The following is a 16,191-nucleotide window of genomic DNA, read 5'->3' as shown; positions in this document are numbered from 1 at the left end:
GCTCGACGGACGGCGGCCACTCGCGGCGGCACGCGCCCCGGCGAGCGTCCGCGCAGGTGAGCGCCCCGTCAGGCCGCTCGGTCCCCGAGCTGCTGGGCCCGCAGGCTGTCCGCCGCCGCGGCGCGCCGCTCGGCCTCCGTGGGCTCCCGGTCGCGGTGGCGGATGGTGAGGTGCGGGCGCGCGGTGATGCGGTACCGCACCTCGACGTTCCAGCGCCGCACGGCCCACACGCCAGCGGCAAGCGCCACGACGAGCGACGCGATCGACCCGACGCCGATCGCCCAGCGCGGCCCCAGCGTCTCCGCGACCCAGCCCACCAGCGGCGAACCGACGGGCGTCGCGCCGAGGAACACGACCATGTACAGGGACATGACGCGGCCCCGCATCGTCGGGTCGGTCGACGTCTGGATCGTCGAGTTCGCCGACGTCAGCATGGTCAGCGACGCGAGCCCGACCGGGATGCACGCGAGCATGTACGTCTCGTACGTCGGCATGAGCGCCATGACTCCCGTCGCGACGCCGAACGCGAGGGCCGATCCGATGACCAGCCGGACGCGCGGCTGCTCGCGCCGCGCGGCCAGCAGCGCCCCCGCGAGCGAGCCGATGGCGAGCACCGAGCCGAGGATCCCGTACTCCTCCGGCCCCTTGCCGAACTCCGTCCGGGCCATGACGGCGCTCGTGAGCTGGAAGTTGAGGCCGAACGTGCTGACGACGCACACCACGGCCATGACGACGAGGATGTCCGAGCGGCCGCGCACGTAGGCGATGCCCTCGCGGATCTGCCCCTTGCCGCGCTGCGCGTGCGGGGTGGGCTGGAGCTCCGCGGTCCGCATCCGGGCGAGCGCGACGATGGTCGACGCGAACGTCACCGCGTTGATGAGGAACACCCAGCCGATGCCGACCCACGCGATGGACAGGCCCGCGACACCCGGCCCGATGAGCCGCGCCGCGTTGAACGACGCGCTGTTGAGGCTCACCGCGTTGGCGAGCCGCTCGGCCGGGACCATGTCGGCCACGAAGGTCTGGCGCGCGGGTGCGTCGACGGCCGACACGCAGCCGAGCAGGAACGCGAAGACGTAGACGTGCCAGAGCTCGACGTGCCCGCTGAGCACGAGCAGGCCGAGCGCCGCGGCGAGCACCCCGAGCGCGACCTGCGTCGCCATGAGCAGCTTGCGCCGGTCGAGCCGGTCCGCGAGCAGGCCCGCCCACGCGGACAGGAACAGCACCGGCCCGAACTGGAGCGCGGTCGTGATGCCGACGGCGACGCCCGAGTCGTCCGTGAGGACGGTGAGGACGAGCCAGTCCTGGGCGACGCGCTGCATCCACGTGCCGATGTTGGCGACGATGGCGCCCGCGAACCACAGGCGGTAGTTGACGTAGCGGAGCGAGGCGAAGGTCGGGCTCACGGTGCGATCACCGTGCGCAGGATCACGGACGCCTGCGCGAGCACCTCGCGCTCGGCCGGGTCGAGCGTCGCGAGGCGGCGCGCGAGCCACTCGTTGCGCCGCCGGCGCGTCTCGCGCACCTCGGCCTGGCCCGCCTCCGTGATGTGCACGAGCACCTGGCGCCGGTCGGTCGGGTGCTCGTCCCGCCGCACGAGGCCGGCCTCGACCAGCGCGTTGACCGTCCGCGTCATGGGCGGCGGCTGGACGTGCTGGTCCTCGGCGAGCGCCGTCGGCGTCATGGGGCCGCGGTTGGAGAGCGCCGCGAGCACCGCGTACTGACCGTCGGTGATCCGCTCGGACGACCGCTCCATCCGCAGGCGCCGCACGGCGTGCGTGAGCGAGACCCGCAGGTCGCCCGCGAGCGCCGCGGGGCGGCAGTCGGCGGGGGCGACGTCGGGCAGGCGGCGGGTCGCGGTCCCCGCGCCGGCGGCGTCGCCCGGGGGCGTGACGACGGGAGGGGGGGCGGGAGGCATGTCCCTATCCTAGGTCATTACCTCAGGTAAGGACGGGCCGGCGGGGGGTGACGGTCACCACCCCGGGCCCCCGCTCAGGGGCGGCCGAGCGCGCGGTACACCCAGCCGGCCTCGCGCCAGCGCGCGGGGTCGAGCACGTTGCGGCCGTCGACGATCCGCCGGCCGGCGACCACCCGGCCGAACGCCACGGGGTCCAGGTCGCGGTACTCCTGCCACTCGGTCGCCAGGAGCACGACGTCGGCCCCGGCTGCCGCCTCCTCCGCCGTCGCGGCGTAGCGCAGGTCCGGCCAGCGCTGCGCGGCGTTCGCGACGGCCTCCGGGTCGGTCACCACGACGTGGGCGCCCTGGAGGCCCATCTGCGCCGCCACGCTCAGGGCCGGCGAGTCCCGCACGTCGTCGCTGTCCGGCTTGAACGCGGCCCCGAGCACGGCGACCTTGCGGCCGACGATCGACCCGTCGCAGACCTCGCGGGCCAGGTCGACCATGCGCACGCGGCGGCGCATGTTGATCGAGTCCACCTCGCGCAGGAAGGACAGCGCCTGGTCGACGCCGAGCTCCCCGGCGCGCGCCATGAACGCCCGGATGTCCTTGGGCAGGCACCCGCCGCCGAAGCCGAGCCCGGCGTTGAGGAACCGGCGCCCGATCCGCGCGTCGTGGCCGATCGCGTCCGCGAGCTGCGTGACGTCGGCGCCGGTCGCCTCGCAGAGCTCGGCCATCGCGTTGATGAACGAGATCTTCGTCGCCAGGAACGAGTTCGCCGCGACCTTGACCAGCTGCGCCGTCGCGTAGTCCGTGACCACCTGGGGCGTGCCGTCCGCGAGCGGCGTCGCGTAGACCTCGTCGAGCAGCGCGCCCGCCGTCTCCCCCGCCGCGCCCGGCGGCAGCCCGTAGACGATGCGGTCGGGGTGCAGCGTGTCCTGCACCGCGAAGCCCTCGCGCAGGAACTCGGGGTTCCACACGACGACGGCCTCGGGCTGGACGGCGGCCACGCGCGCAGCGACCGCCTCCGCGGTCCCGACGGGCACCGTCGACTTCCCGACGACGACGTCGCCCGGCGCGAGGTGCGGCAGCAGGGCGTCCACGGCCGCGTCCACGTAGCGCAGGTCGGCCGCGTTCTCGCCGCGCTTCTGCGGCGTGCCCACGCACACGAAGTGCACGCGCGCCCCCGCGACCGCCGCGACGTCGGTGCCGAACGTCAGCCGGCCCGTGGCCATCGTCTCGGCGAGCAGCTCGGGCAGGCCGGGCTCGTAGAACGGGGCCCGCCCGCTCGCGAGCAGCGCGACCTTCTCGGCGTCGACGTCCACGCCGACCACCTCGTGGCCGAGCTTCGCCATGCAGGCGGCGTGCACGGCACCGAGGTAGCCGCAGCCGATCACCGAGATGCGCACGTCGTCCTCCTCGCACGCCCGGCGCGGTGCGCGCCGGGCAGCCGCCCGCGCCGGCCGACCGCCGGCGGCTCGGATCCTTCCACAGGGAGGTCGGGCCGCACGGCGGTCGGGCCGCGGGACGTCAGACGCCCAGGAGGTCCCGGATCGGGCCGAGCGTGAAGTACGTGACGAAGAGCACCGCGGTCACCCACATGAGCGGGTGCACCTGGCGCGCCTTGCCCATCGCGACCTTGATGACGACGAAGGCGATGAAGCCCGCGCCCATGCCCGCGGTGATCGAGTAGGTGAAGGGCATGAGGACGATCGTGAGGAACGCCGGGACGGCGACCTCCATGTTCTTCCAGTCGATGCCCGAGACCTGCATGACCATGAGGAACCCGACGACGACGAGCGCGGGCGTCGCGGCCTCGAACGGGACCATGTCGACGAGCGGCGCGAGGAAGGTCGAGAGCAGGAACGCGATGCCCGTGACCACGGACGCGAGGCCCGTGCGCGCGCCGTCGCCGACGCCCGCGGCGGACTCGATGTAGCTGGTGTTCGACGAGGTGCTCGCGACACCGCCCGCGGCCGCGGCGATGGAGTCGACGACGAGGATCTGCTTGGTCCGGGGCGGGTTGCCCTCCTCGTCGAGCAGGCCGGCCTCGCCGCCGACGGCGACCATCGTGCCCATCGTGTCGAAGAAGTCCGCGAGCAGCAGCGAGAAGACGAGCAGCAGGACGGCGACGATGCCGATCTTCTCGAACGAGCCGAGCAGCGAGAACTGGCCCAGCAGGCCGAAGTCCGGCGTCGCGACGAGGCCGCCCTCGGGCACGGCGGGCGTGTTGAGCTCCCAGCCGGTGGGGTTGGTCGGGTTGCCGTCGGCGTCGAAGCCCTGCGGGCCCACCTTCGCGATCGCCTCGATGACGACCGCGAGGACCGTCGCGCTGAGGATCGCGATGAGGATCGCGCCGCGCACCTTGCGGACCATGAGGACGATCGCGAGGAGGAGGCCCACCACGAAGACGAGGGTCGGCCAGCCCGCGAGCGAGCCCGCGATGCCCAGCTCGACGGGCGTGGCCTGCGACGCGGGGATGCGGATGAAGCCGGCGTCGACCAGGCCGATGAACGCGATGAACAGGCCGATGCCGACGCTGATCGCCGTCTTGAGCTCGATCGGCACGGCGCGGAAGACCGCGGTGCGGAAGCCCGTGAGGACGAGCACGAGGATGATGAGGCCCTCGAGGACGACGATGCCCATCGCGTCGGCCCAGGTCATGCCCTCGCGGCTGGCGATCGAGTAGGCGACGACGGCGTTGAGCCCGAGCCCGGCGGCGAGCGCGAGGGGGAACCGCGCCACGACGCCCATGAGGATGCTGAGGATGCCCGCGACCAGCGCGGTCGCCGCGGCGACCATGCCGAGGTTCGGGGCGTCGCCCCCGCCGAGGAACTGGCCCGTGCCGTCCGGGACGGTGCCGATGATCAGCGGGTTGAGCACGATGATGTAGCTCATGGTGAAGAAGGTGACGAGGCCGCCGCGGACCTCGGTGCCGATCGTCGAGCCGCGCTCGGTGATGCGGAAGAAGCCGTCGATGCCGCCCGCTCGGCGCGCCACGGTGGTGGGGGTCTGCGTCATGGCGCACAGCGTGGCAGACCTGTGTTTCGCGTGAGTGCACGTCCGCACCCCGAACTGCGCGTCGCGCGCCTGCGGGGTCGCGGGCTCGTGGCGGTGCGCGTCGCGCTCGTCGCGTACCTGCTCGCGGTGCTCCGCGTGACCCAGTGGCCGACCCTCGCCGACCCCGACGCCTTCCGCGCCCTCGCCGACGCGCTGGCCTGGCTGCACGCGCGCGGGCTGCCCGCGGCGGTCGACGTCGCGGTGGTCGAGGCCCTCGCCAACGTCGTGATGTTCGTGCCCTTCGGCGTGCTCGTCCCCCTCGCCGGCGTGCGCCGCGCGTGGGTCGCGGTGCCGCTCGGGCTCGCGTTCTCGGTCGCCATCGAGCTCGCACAGCTCGCGTTCTGGCCGACACGTGTCGCGACCGTCCAGGACGTCGTGATGAACACGGCGGGCGCCGCGCTGGGCGTGGCCGCCGTGCGCGGCGCCGCCCGCCTCCGGGCCCGGGGTGGGCGCGGCTACGCTGCGCTCGTGACCTCCCCCGACGCCGCCGGCGGGCCCGCCCCCGAGGCCGGCGGCGTGCTGCGCGCGCTCGTCCGGCCGAGCCGGCTCGAGCCGGTGCGCCTCGACCTGCGCCGCGTGTTCCTCGCGGGCATCGCGCTGTGGACGGCGGCCCTCGTCGTCGTCGGCGTCATGGCGGCGTCGGGCGCCGCGGCGGCGACCGGCGTCGCGACGTGCGCGACCGGGGTGGTCCTCGGCGGCGCGGCGCTCCTGTGGGAGCGCCGGCACCGCGACGCCTCCCGCTGACCGGGGTCAGCCGGGGTGGTCGGGGCCGCCGGGCGGGCCGCCGCCCCGCGCGCGCTCGGCGGCGAGCCGCCGCGTGGTGCGGTTCGCGTGGATCGAGTACCGCGGGGCCCACCGGGCGAGGGCTGCGGCGCTGAGCGCGGCGACGCCGGCCATCGACCAGATGCCCGCGGCGAGCGACCCGAGCGCCGCGCCCGCGGCGACGAGCAGCGGCCCCCCGGCCGACCCGGCGTCGCCGCACAGGCGCCACACCCCGAGGAACTGGGCGCGGACGGACGGCGGCGCGACGTCGGCGCCCAGGGTCATGAGGATCCCGGCACCCATCCCGTTGCCGAGGCCGATGAGCATCGCGACGGCGGTGAGCGACGCGACAGCGCCGGTCACGGGGAGGAGCGCGAGCCCGGCCGCCAGCACGAGCATCGACGGGACGGCGGTCCACAGCCGCCCGCGCGCGTCCATGAGCTTGCCCGCCGGGTAGAAGAGCAGCATGTCGACGGCGCCCGAGATGCCGAAGACGATGCTCGTCGTCGCGGGCGAGAGGCCGAGGTGCTCCGACCACAGCGGCAGCACGGTCTGGCGGCTCCCGCGGGCCGCGCCGACCATGAGCACCGCCACGCCGAGCGTCGCGAACACGTGCCGGTGGTCGCGCACCACCTGGCGCAGCGTGGCCGACGGCGGCCCGCCGAGGCGCTCGTCCTCGTCGGGCACGAGCGCGACGCGCAGGGCCGTGACCAGCGACGTCCCCACCGCGAGCCACCAGGCCGCGGAGAGGCCCCACACGTGCATGAGGCCGGCGCCGAGGAAGGGGCCGAGGAACGTGCCGACGCGCTGGAGGCCGGCGAGCGTCGACAGGACGCGCGCGCGCCGCTCCACCGGCGTGGTCTCGGCGAGGTAGGAGTGCCGCGCGAGCGTGAAGACCGCCGACACGGCGCCGAGCAGGGTGAGGCACGCACCGAGGACGACGACGTGGGTCGCGAGCGCGGCACCCGCGAGCACGACGACGGCGGCGCACGCGCCCAGAAGCATCGCGCGCCGGTCCCCCACCCGGGCCGCGAGGGCGCCTGCAGGCACGTCGCCGACGATGTGCCCGACGGCGATGAGCGCGACGACGAGCCCCGCGCCCGCGAGCGACGCCCCCAGCTCGGTCGCGCTGATGGCGACGACCGGGAGGACGGCGCCCATGCCGCTCTCGAACACGACGACGGGCACGTAGACGCCCAGGACGAGCGTGCGGTTCACGGCTCGCCCGCCCGCTCGAGGAGGACGGCCGCGAGGTCGTCGGGGGCGAGCAGGACGCGCTCGACGGCGTCGCGGTCGGCCCACCGGCCCGCCGCGTGCGCGAGGCCCTGCGCGAGGCCGCGCGTCGTGCAGGCGTGGACGACGTCGCCCTCGACCCACCACTCCACCGGCTCCCCGTCGACGCGCAGATCCTCGTGCTCGACCCAGCGTGCGGGGGCGCCCGGCGCGAGGGCGGCGACGGCGGGCGGCACGGCCGCGGGCGCGCCCGTCGACGTGACCCGGCCGTCGGCGCGCTCGGCCGCGAGGTCGACGTCGAGCGCGTGCGCGACGTCCTCGGCGGCGGCGTCCGGCACGACGACGACCGGTCCGACGCCCGGGTGCTGCGCCCAGCACGGGCCGGCGACCGCGACGTCGTCGACCAAGGCCACGACGGCGCGGCCGCCCGACCACGCGGGGACGCGGTCGGGGTCGAGCGGCGCCGCCGCCGTCGCGAGGGCGGCGAGCGCGCGCCAGACGGCGGCCGCCGCGGGCAGCGCGACCTCCTCGCCCGCCGGGGGCAGGTGGTCGAGCACGTCGGCCCAGCCGGTCGCGTCGAGCTCGTCCGGCGACGCCACCCCGCCGAGCGCGCGCAGCACGTCCTCGTCGTCTGCCAGTGCGGCGAGCAGCGGGGGCAGGTCGCCGAGCAGCACGGACCCCGGGTCGCCCGGGCGGCCCGCGCCGCCCGGCAGCCGGAAGGGGCGGCCCAGCCCCAGGGACCGCCGCAGCCACCACGCGGTGTACGACGGCGCGTGCCCGCCGGTCGCGAGCGGGACGCGCTCCACGAGGGCGCGGCGCGCAGGCCCGCGGGCGAGCGCGGCGAGCACCTCGGGCCAGGCGTCGGGGCGCACGGCGTCGAGGTCGGGCACCACGAGGTGGTCCGACGACGGCGCCGGCGCGCCGCCGCCGAGCACCGCGAGGTCCTCGAGGTGGTCGGGCCAGCCGTCGAGGCCGTCGAGGACCGCCGTGGCGCCCTCGGCGTCGGCGTCGGCGTCGGCGTCGGCGTCGGACGGGGCGCGGGCCACGCGCAGGCCCGTGCGGACGCCGACGACCTCGAGCTCGTCGCGCCACCGCGCGAGCAGGTGGTCGGCGACGGGCGGCAGGACGTCGGCGTCGAACCAGCGCGCCGCGTCGGACCCCGGCACCACGAGCCCGGCGGCCGGGAGCCGGTCGCCGTCGGCCGCCTCGAGCACGAGCTCGCCCCACCACGGCTCGCCCTCCCCGGCCGCCACGTCCGGCGCGCGGCCCGCGGCGAGGCCGGCGTGCACGAGCCCGAGCACGACGTCGGCGACCGCGGCGGCGTCGTCGGACGGCCCGTCGGGGGGCTCGCCCGCGAGCACGTCCGCGGGGTCGGCGGGCTCGTCCGGGTCGGCGCCGAGCACGCGCTCGCGGACGGCGGGATGGGCCAGGAGCCCCCACGCCTCGACGCGTGCCGCGCCGAGGCGCTCGAGCACGGGGTGCGCCGCGTCGGGGTGGACGACCCGCACGCCCCAGCCGCCGAGCACGCGCAGCACGTCCTCGGGCACGTCCTCGGCGAGCACAAGCCCTCGCGCGCCGCGGACCGTGCGGCCGTCGGCGAGGGCCACGGGCAGGGTCGCGAGCTGCTCGAGGGTCCGCGGGTCGGTCGGCGCGACGTCGAGCAGCGCGCGCAGCGCTGCGGGGTCGCCCGCGGGGAGGCCGTCGACGACCTCCGCGAGCTCGGTCGTCCGGACGCCGAGGAGGCCGACGAGGTGGCGTCGGTGCGGCGCGAGGTCGACGAGCCCCGCGACCCACGGCGCGAGGGCCAGCACGAGGGCGCCGTCGGTCCCCGCGGGCAGGGCGACGGCCGCCGACGCCGGGACCCGGCCGCCGTCGGCCGCGGGCAGCAGGGGGACGTCACGGCTCGCGGCGACGACGGCCGAGCGCAGGGCGGCGTCGAGCGGGCCCGCGGGCAGCGCGGGCGGGAGCAGGTCCGCGGGGTCGGTGACGGACCCGTGCGCGGACGCACCCGCGGCGTCGGACTCGCGCCGGCACGCCGCGACGAGGTCGGTCCAGACCGCGCCCGCCCCGGCGACGACGGCGTCGGTCACCGGGCCGGCCGCGACGTGGCGCCGGGAGGGGTCGAGCGGGAGCGTCGCGACGAGCAGGGCGGGCAGCGTACAGGGCTCGTCGGTCGGCGTCGGCGCGTGGACGACGCCGGGGTGCGCGGCGGGCCCGCCGCGGCGCACGGCCCACGTCACGGCCCACGCGGTACGGCCCCGCTCCTCGACCGGCGCGTCGGCGAGCAGCGCCGGGTCGAGCGCTCCCCCGCCGCGCGCGACGACCCAGCGGTCCTCGACGTCGCGCACGGTCCGCGCCTCGCCGTCGAGCACCACCTCGACCTCGGCGAGCGCGGGCAGCGCAAGGAGGAGCACGTCGTCGACCGCCGCGAGCTCGGCGCGCACGCGGCCCACGGCGACGTCGTCCCGCAGCGTCAGCACGACCGCGGTGTCCCAGCCCTCGGGCGGGGTCGCGGGGTGACCCGGCGCGGCACCGGCGACGGGCAGGCGGAGCACGGGGAGCGCGTCGCCGCGCCGCGCGACCTCGGCCGCGAGCCGGTCGGAGCGCACCGCGCCGAGGGCGGTGCGGGTGGCCCCGAGGTCGAAGTGCACCGCCCCCGACGTGGACGCCACGCTCACGACGTCGGCGACCGACCGCACCGCGGCGAAGCCCACGCCGAACCGGCCGACCCCGGCGTCGTCCCGCTGGGCGGACGCGCGCAGCGACGCGAGCGACGCGACGCCGTCGGCGTCCAGCGGGGCGCCGGTGTTGAGGACCACGAGCTGCGCGCCGCGGGCCGTGCGCTCGAGGCGCAGCGCCAGCCGGCCGGGGGTCCCCGCGCGCGCGGCGGCGTCGGCCGCGTTCTGGGCGAGCTCGACGACCACCCGGTCGCGGTAGTACCGCCGGGCGTTGTCCTCCTCGGCGTTCGCGTCCTCGCGGAAGCGCGGCGGGTGCGCCGTCCACGCGTCGAGGACGGCGCGCCGCAGGCGCGCGGTCGAGAACGGGTCCGCCGTCACCCCTCGGCGGGCGCGGACCCGGGCTCGTCGGGCGCGTCGGCCGTGGGCTGCTCGTCGACCGGCTGCTCGTCCGCGGGCTGCTCGTCCGCAGGCTCGTCGAGCGGAGGCACGTCCGTGGGCTGCTCGTCCGCGGGCTGCTCCTCGGCCGGCTGGTCGACCTCGGCGGCCGGCTCCTCGCGCGCCGCCTCGTCGCCCGCGCGGTGCTCGTCGACGAGGCGCACGAGCTCGAGGTCGAGGTCGTCGGACGGCGGCGCGTCCGGCCAGTCGCTCGGCCCCGGCACGACGTCCGTCTGCGAGTGCGCGCCGCAGCCGTGGTCCATGCTCACGACCCGGCCGTCGTCGGGCGACCACTCGTTGGCGCACACGCCGAACTCTGTCCTCAGCGAGCCGGCCATGAGCACGAGGAACCCGCACGTCGAGCACGGCGCGCTCGCCGCGAGCGCCTGGGGCGCCATGGGGCCGTGGCTGCCGGCGTACCAGCGCTGCGCGGCCTCCGACCGGCCGAGCGGGGACAGGACGCGCTCGCGACCGAGGCCCAGCTCGACGATCGCGAGCTCGTCGGCGTCGACGTCACCCGTCGCCTCGTAGCCCTGGTCGAGCCGCTCGTCGTCGGCCAGGTAGGGCAGCACGTCGCCCGGCCCGAGGTCGCCGGGGCGCAGGCGCTCGGCCCACGGCACCCAGGCCGGCCCGAGGAGCGCGTCGTCGCCGGGCAGCAGGTGGACCTCGCACACCGAGGCCGTCCGGCCGCGCGGCACGCGCGCGACCGTCACGGCCCAGTGCCAGCCGCGGTACCCGGGCGCCGTCGTCGCGAAGCGGTGGGTGACGAGGCGCTCGCCCTCGACGACCAGGCCGAGGTGCTCGCCCACCAGCTCGGGGCGGTCCGCGACCTCCTGCGCGGCCTCGCGCGCGAGGTCGACGGCGGAGGCGAGGACGGCGTCCTTCGTGGCGGCGGCCATCTCAGGCCTCGAGGTCGTCGGCGACGGCCCGGAGCAGGGTGGCGACCTGGGTCGCCTTGGCCTTCTCGGGGTAGCGGCCGCGGCGCAGGCCGTTGCCCACCGCGTCGAGCACCTTGATGAGGTCCTCGACGATGACCGCCATGTCGTCGGCCGGCTTGCGCTGGGCCTTGACGACGGACGGCAGCGGGTCGAGGACCTTGACCGAGAGCGCCTGCGGGCCGCGCCGGCCGTCGGCGACGCCGAAGTCGACCTTGGTGCCGGGCTTGGGCGACGCCGACCCCGCGGGCAGCGCGGACGCGTGCAGGAAGACCTCGTCGCCCTCGTCGCTGGCGATGAAGCCGAAGCCGCGCTCGGCGTCGAACCACTTGACCTTGCCGGTAGGCACGTGAACCCCTGACGGATCGGGCGGAGATGTACCGGCCCAGGCTACCGGCCTGCGGCGACGCCCGAGGTCACCAGACGACGGCGACGACCACGTTCACCAGGGTGAGGGCGCCGATCGCGCCCCAGACGCCGGTCGAGACGCTCTCCTGGCGGCGGCCGCGCAGCACGAGGGCGGTGATGACGAGCAGGACGACGAGCTTGACGCCGATCTTCGCGTTGTCGACGTCGTCGCCGTGGCCGAGCGCGTACGCCGTGCCGACGAGGGCGACGCCGGTGACGAGCTGGGTGAGCGCGCCGTGGACCATCGCCGCGACGACCTTCTTGGTCCTCGGCTTCATCTGCACGAGGAACCCGCCCAGCAGGCTCGCGAGGCCGACGAAGTGCAGGACGAGCAGCACGTCCCGGACGATCTCCATGGTTCTCCTTGCGTCGTCGGCGCCGCCCCGTCCAGGGATCTGACGCCGTGTCATCACGTGCGCCCAGCCTACCCGGCGCCGACCCCTGCCCGGGTCCCGTCGTGCGGGGGATCGAGCGGTGGGTGGAGGCGGGCCCGTCCGCTCTGCGGGGGCGCCGCGGGGCCGCCCCGCGGCGCACCCGGCCCACGTATCGTGGTGCGGATGGCCACGTTCACCGAGCACCTGCGCGCCCGCGGCGAGGAGGGCCTCGCCGCGCTGCTCGCCGAGCGCCCGGACCTGGCCGCCCCGCCGCCCGCGAGCCTGCGGGCGCTCGCGGCGCGCGCCGCGAACCGCGTGAGCCTCGACCGCGCCCTGGGCACCGTCGACGCCGCCGTCCTGCACGTGCTCGAGGCGGTCCTCGCGCTGCACGGCACCGCCGGCCGCGGCGCGGTGACCCTGGGCGACGTGGTCGCGCTCGGCGGCGCCGACCCGGACGACGCCGCGCGCGCCGCGACGGCGGCCCTGCGCCTCGCGCTCGTCTGGACGCCCGAGACCCGGGCCGGCGTCCCCGCTCCCGCCACGCCCACCACGCGCCTGCTGCCCGCGCCCGGGCTCGAGGACGTCCTCGGCCCCTACCCCGCCGGCCTGGGCCCGACGCTGCGCCAGGCGCTCGCCCGGCGCAGCCCGCAGGGCCTCGCGCGCCTCGTGGCCGACCTCGGGCTCGCCACGGAGGGCGCTCACGCCGGCCACGACGCGGTGCTCGACGCGGTCGCCGCCCACCTCGCGGACCCGCCCACCGTGTCCGCGCTCCTCGACCGCGCGCCGTCGGGTGCCCGCTCCGTCCTCGAGGCGCTGACGTGGGGCCCGCCCGTGGGGCGCTCGCCCGTGCCCCCGCCCGGGCAGGAGGCCGGTCCCGGCCGCACGGCGGTCGAGTGGCTCCTGCGCCACGGCCTGCTGTCGGTGGGTGACCCGCAGCACGTCGTCCTGCCCCGCGAGGTCGCGCTCGTCCTGCGCGGCAACCGGACGCACCGCGAACCGCCCGCCGCACCCGACCCGACGCCGGGGGCGGTGGACGTCCGCACGGTCGACGCCGAGTCGGCGCAGCACGCGCTCGAGGTCGTGCGCCTCGTCGGCGTGCTGCTCGACGCGTGGGGCGCCGAGCCGCCGCCGGTGCTGCGCGCGGGTGGGCTCGGCACGCGCGAGCTGCGTCGCGTCGCGACGCGCCTCGAGGTCGACGACGCGCGCGCGGCCCTGGTCGTCGAGGTCGCGGGTGCCGCCGGTCTCGTCGTCGACGACGGCGAGGAGCCCGCCTCCGTCGCGCCCACGGCCGACGCCGACGACTGGCTCCGCCGGCCGGCACCCGAGCGCTGGGAGCAGCTCGTCGCCGCGTGGTTCGCGTCCGAGCGCGCGGCGTGGCTCGTCGGCACGCGCGACGACCGCGGGACGGTGCGTCCGGCGCTCGACCCGGAGGCCCGGCGCCCGTGGGCGCCGCGGCTGCGGCGCACGGTGCTCGAGGTGCTCGCGGGGTCGACCGGGCCGCTCGGGCCGCCCGGCCCGGCCGGGAGCACGACGCTCGCGTCGCTCACGGCCGCGCAGGTCCACGAGGTGCTCGCGTGGCGCGCGCCGCGCTCCGCCCCGCCCCTGCACGCGGTCGAGGCGGTGCTGGCCGAGGCGACCGCGCTCGGCGTGCTCGGCGGGGGCGCCCTCGCGCCGGCCGGCGGGGCGCTGCTCGGCGGGGACGGGACGCCCGCACGGGCGCTCGCGGACCGCCTGCCGCCGGCCGTCGACGACCTGCTCCTCCAGGGCGACCTCACGGGCATCGTCCCCGGGCGCCCGAGCGACGCCCTCGCCGACCTCGTCGAGTCGGCCGCGCAGGTCGAGTCGCGGGGTGCGGCGCTCACGGTCCGCTTCACCGAGGCCAGCGTCCGGCGCGCGCTGGACCGCGGCCGGACCGCCGAGGAGCTGCTCGCCGCCCTGTCGCACGCCGCGCGCAACGGCGTCCCCCAGCCGCTCGAGTACCTCGTGCTCGACGTCGCGCGGCGGCACGGACGCGTCCGCGTGGGCATGGCGTCGTCCTACCTGCGCGCGGACGACCCCGCGCTCCTCGCGGGCCTCGTCGAGGACAAGGCCCTGCGCGGGCTGGGCCTCCTCCTGCTCGCGCCCACGGTGATCGCGTCCCAGGCGGCGCCGTCGGCCCTGCTCGCGGCGCTGCGCGAGCGCGGCCTCGCGCCCGTCACGGAGGACTCCACGGGCGCCGTCGTCGTCGTGGGGCCGTCCGTGACGCGCGTGCGCGGTCGCGCGCGCCGGCGCTCCGGCGGCCCGACCGGGCCAGCCGGGACGCCCGCGGTCACCGCCGACGACGCGCGCGACCGCCGCCTGCGCCGGGTCGCCAAGGACGTGCTCGCCGCCGACCGCCGGGAGGCGACGGCCGCCGTCCAGGCGCACGACGCCGAGGTGATCGCCGCCCGGTCCGGCGGACCGGCGGGCCCGGCGCCCGCCGACCAGGGAACACCCGACCCCGTGCTCGCGTTGGCCCTCCTGCGGGAGGCCGTCGCCGAGGGCCGCGAGGTCTGGCTCGACATCGTCGGGCCGGACGGAGGCTCCAGCCGCCGCCGGGTGCGCCCGGTGCGCGTCGACGCGGGCCGGGTGCGAGCGATCGACCCGGAGCGCGAGGCCGAGCTCACCGTCGCCGTGCACCGCATCGCCGGCGTCACCCCCACCGGAGGAGACCGATGACCGAGGGTGCCCCCGGGCCGCTCATCGTGCAGAGCGACAAGACGCTCCTGCTCGAGATCGACCACCCCGACGCGGCCGCGTGCCGCCGCGCGATCGCCCCGTTCGCCGAGCTCGAGCGCGCGCCCGAGCACGTGCACACGTACCGCCTCACGCCGCTGGGCCTGTGGAACGCGCGCGCCGCGGGCCACGACGCCGAGCAGGTCGTCTCGGTGCTGCTCGAGTACTCGCGCTACCCGGTGCCGCACGCGCTGCTCGTCGACGTCGCGGAGACGATGGCGCGCTACGGCCGCCTCCAGCTCGTGAGCCACCCGACGCACGGCCTCGTGCTGCACGCCCTCGACCGGGCGGTGCTCGAGGAGGTGCTGCGGTCGCGCAAGACGGCCGGCCTCGTGGGCACGCGCCTCGACCCGGACGACGTCGTCGTCCACCCGAGCGAGCGGGGGCACCTCAAGCAGGTGCTGCTCAAGCTCGGCTGGCCCGTCGAGGACCTCGCGGGCTACGTCGACGGCGAGGCGCACCAGATCGACCTGCACGAGGACGGCTGGGCGATGCGGCCCTACCAGGAGCAGGCGGTCGAGGGCTTCTGGCACGGCGGCAGCGGCGTCGTCGTGCTCCCGTGCGGCGCCGGCAAGACGATCGTCGGCGCGGGCGCGATGGCCCGGTCCAAGACGACGACGCTCATCCTCGTGACGAACACCGTCTCCGCGCGGCAGTGGCGCGACGAGCTGCTGCGCCGCACGACGCTCACCGAGGACGAGATCGGCGAGTACTCGGGCGCGCGCAAGGAGATCCGTCCGGTGACGATCGCGACCTACCAGGTGCTCACCACGCGCCGGAAGGGCGTCTACACGCACCTCGAGCTGCTCGACGCGCGCGACTGGGGCCTCGTGCTCTACGACGAGGTCCACCTGCTGCCGGCGCCGATCTTCCGCATGACGGCCGACCTCCAGGCGCGGCGCCGCCTCGGGCTCACCGCGACGCTCGTCCGCGAGGACGGCCGCGAGGACGAGGTGTTCTCGCTCATCGGGCCCAAGCGGTTCGACGCGCCGTGGAAGGACATCGAGGCGCAGGGCTACATCGCGCCCGCGGACTGCGTCGAGGTCCGCCTCACGCTGCCCGACGCCGACCGCCTCGCCTACGCGACGGCCGAGCCCGAGGAGAAGTACCGCCTCGCCGCGAGCGCGGAGGGCAAGAACCGCGTGGTCGAGCAGCTCGTGGCGAAGCACCCCGACGACCAGGTGCTGGTCATCGGGCAGTACATCGACCAGCTCGAGCTGCTCGCCGACCACCTCGACGCGCCCCTCATCACGGGCGCGACGACGGTCCGCGAGCGCGAGCGGCTGTTCGCGGCGTTCCGCACGGGCGAGGTCTCGCGGCTCGTCGTGAGCAAGGTCGCGAACTTCTCCGTCGACCTGCCCGAGGCGGCCGTCGCGATCCAGGTGAGCGGCTCGTTCGGCTCGCGCCAGGAGGAGGCCCAGCGGCTCGGCCGCATCATGCGGCCCAAGGCCGACGGTCGGACGGCGCACTTCTACGCCGTGGTCTCGCGCGACACGGTCGACCAGGAGTTCGCGGCGCACCGCCAGCGGTTCCTCGCGGAGCAGGGCTACGCGTACCGCATCGTCGACGCCGAGGACCTCGTCGCGGGCTGACGTCCGCCCCGCACGACGACGGCGCCGACCCGAGCCCGGGCGGCGCCGTCGTCGTGCGTGCAG

12 protein-coding genes are annotated in these 16,191 nt (G+C 76.9%); 3 read left to right on the top strand and 9 right to left on the bottom strand.

The window, feature by feature from the left end; translation table 11 throughout:
* Positions 1 to 68: 68 nt before the first annotated feature.
* From JIG38_RS05790 to JIG38_RS05775, 4 genes are all read right to left on the bottom strand, one after another.
* Positions 69 to 1,406, bottom strand: a complete 1,338-nt coding sequence (locus JIG38_RS05790; RefSeq protein WP_199422811.1) for an MFS transporter — start codon at positions 1,404 to 1,406, stop codon at positions 69 to 71.
* Positions 1,403 to 1,918 (bottom strand): MarR family transcriptional regulator, encoded by a 516-nt coding sequence (locus JIG38_RS05785; protein ID WP_199422810.1) that lies wholly within the window; start codon positions 1,916 to 1,918, stop codon positions 1,403 to 1,405. The genes JIG38_RS05790 and JIG38_RS05785 overlap by 4 nt, the downstream gene beginning before the upstream one ends.
* 74 nt (positions 1,919 to 1,992) lie before the next feature.
* The gene (locus JIG38_RS05780) at positions 1,993 to 3,306 is read right to left on the bottom strand and encodes a UDP-glucose dehydrogenase family protein (RefSeq protein ID WP_199422809.1); all 1,314 of its coding nucleotides are present in this window, start codon (positions 3,304 to 3,306) and stop codon (positions 1,993 to 1,995) included.
* A 121-nt stretch (positions 3,307 to 3,427) separates the two neighbouring features.
* Positions 3,428 to 4,918, bottom strand: coding sequence for an NCS2 family permease (locus tag JIG38_RS05775; RefSeq protein ID WP_199422808.1), 1,491 nt, complete (start codon positions 4,916 to 4,918; stop codon positions 3,428 to 3,430).
* A gap of 30 nt (positions 4,919 to 4,948) precedes the next feature.
* On the opposite strand from JIG38_RS05775, the gene JIG38_RS05770 reads away from it, so the two are divergent.
* Complete coding sequence (locus JIG38_RS05770) at positions 4,949 to 5,701, top strand: VanZ family protein (RefSeq protein ID WP_307844619.1); 753 nt, start codon at positions 4,949 to 4,951, stop codon at positions 5,699 to 5,701.
* Positions 5,702 to 5,707: 6 nt separating this feature from the next.
* On the opposite strand, the gene JIG38_RS05765 is transcribed toward JIG38_RS05770, so the two are convergent.
* The 5 genes from JIG38_RS05765 to JIG38_RS05745 all read right to left on the bottom strand — a co-directional run bounded on the left by JIG38_RS05765 (position 5,708) and on the right by JIG38_RS05745 (position 11,764).
* A complete protein-coding gene (locus tag JIG38_RS05765; protein ID WP_307844618.1) occupies positions 5,708 to 6,937 on the bottom strand; it encodes an MFS transporter in 1,230 nt (409 codons plus the stop codon).
* Positions 6,934 to 10,008, bottom strand: a complete 3,075-nt coding sequence (locus JIG38_RS05760) for a sacsin N-terminal ATP-binding-like domain-containing protein (protein WP_199422807.1) — start codon at positions 10,006 to 10,008, stop codon at positions 6,934 to 6,936. Before JIG38_RS05760 ends, JIG38_RS05765 begins: the two co-directional genes overlap by 4 nt.
* The gene (locus JIG38_RS05755) at positions 10,005 to 10,964 is read right to left on the bottom strand and encodes a DUF3027 domain-containing protein (protein WP_199422806.1); all 960 of its coding nucleotides are present in this window, start codon (positions 10,962 to 10,964) and stop codon (positions 10,005 to 10,007) included. Before JIG38_RS05755 ends, JIG38_RS05760 begins: the two co-directional genes overlap by 4 nt.
* A gap of 1 nt (position 10,965) precedes the next feature.
* Entirely contained in the window at positions 10,966 to 11,349 is a 384-nt protein-coding gene (locus JIG38_RS20925) for a cold-shock protein (RefSeq protein WP_199422805.1), read from the bottom strand.
* A gap of 67 nt (positions 11,350 to 11,416) precedes the next feature.
* Entirely contained in the window at positions 11,417 to 11,764 is a 348-nt protein-coding gene (locus tag JIG38_RS05745) for a hypothetical protein (protein WP_199422804.1), read from the bottom strand.
* Between the two features lie 201 nt (positions 11,765 to 11,965).
* Here JIG38_RS05745 and JIG38_RS05740 point away from each other — a divergent pair, with 201 nt between their 5' ends.
* Positions 11,966 to 14,479 carry a helicase-associated domain-containing protein gene (locus tag JIG38_RS05740; protein WP_199422803.1) on the top strand — a complete coding sequence of 838 codons (2,514 nt, stop codon included), beginning with the start codon at positions 11,966 to 11,968 and terminating at the stop codon, positions 14,477 to 14,479.
* On the top strand, positions 14,476 to 16,128 hold the full coding sequence (locus JIG38_RS05735; RefSeq protein ID WP_199422802.1) for a DNA repair helicase XPB: 1,653 nt from the start codon (positions 14,476 to 14,478) through the stop codon (positions 16,126 to 16,128). Before JIG38_RS05740 ends, JIG38_RS05735 begins: the two co-directional genes overlap by 4 nt.
* The last annotated feature ends 63 nt before the right edge of the window (positions 16,129 to 16,191 follow it).

It is taken from the genome of Actinotalea solisilvae (assembly GCF_016464425.1).
GTDB classification, from domain to species: domain Bacteria; phylum Actinomycetota; class Actinomycetes; order Actinomycetales; family Cellulomonadaceae; genus Actinotalea; species Actinotalea solisilvae.
Note: the sequence above shows the minus strand (reverse complement) of the source record. Positions and strands in the feature narration are given on the sequence as shown.

Excerpts from the sequence above, each read along its gene's own strand:
- JIG38_RS05785 (WP_199422810.1), bottom strand. The coding sequence starts at position 1,918 with ATGCCTCCCGCCCCCCCTCCCGTCGTCACGCCCCCGGGCGACGCCGCC.
- JIG38_RS05775 (WP_199422808.1), bottom strand. The coding sequence starts at position 4,918 with ATGACGCAGACCCCCACCACCGTGGCGCGCCGAGCGGGCGGCATCGAC.
- JIG38_RS05755 (WP_199422806.1), bottom strand. The coding sequence starts at position 10,964 with ATGGCCGCCGCCACGAAGGACGCCGTCCTCGCCTCCGCCGTCGACCTC.
- JIG38_RS05745 (WP_199422804.1), bottom strand. The coding sequence starts at position 11,764 with ATGGAGATCGTCCGGGACGTGCTGCTCGTCCTGCACTTCGTCGGCCTC.
- JIG38_RS05740 (WP_199422803.1), top strand. The coding sequence starts at position 11,966 with ATGGCCACGTTCACCGAGCACCTGCGCGCCCGCGGCGAGGAGGGCCTC.
- JIG38_RS05735 (WP_199422802.1), top strand. The coding sequence starts at position 14,476 with ATGACCGAGGGTGCCCCCGGGCCGCTCATCGTGCAGAGCGACAAGACG.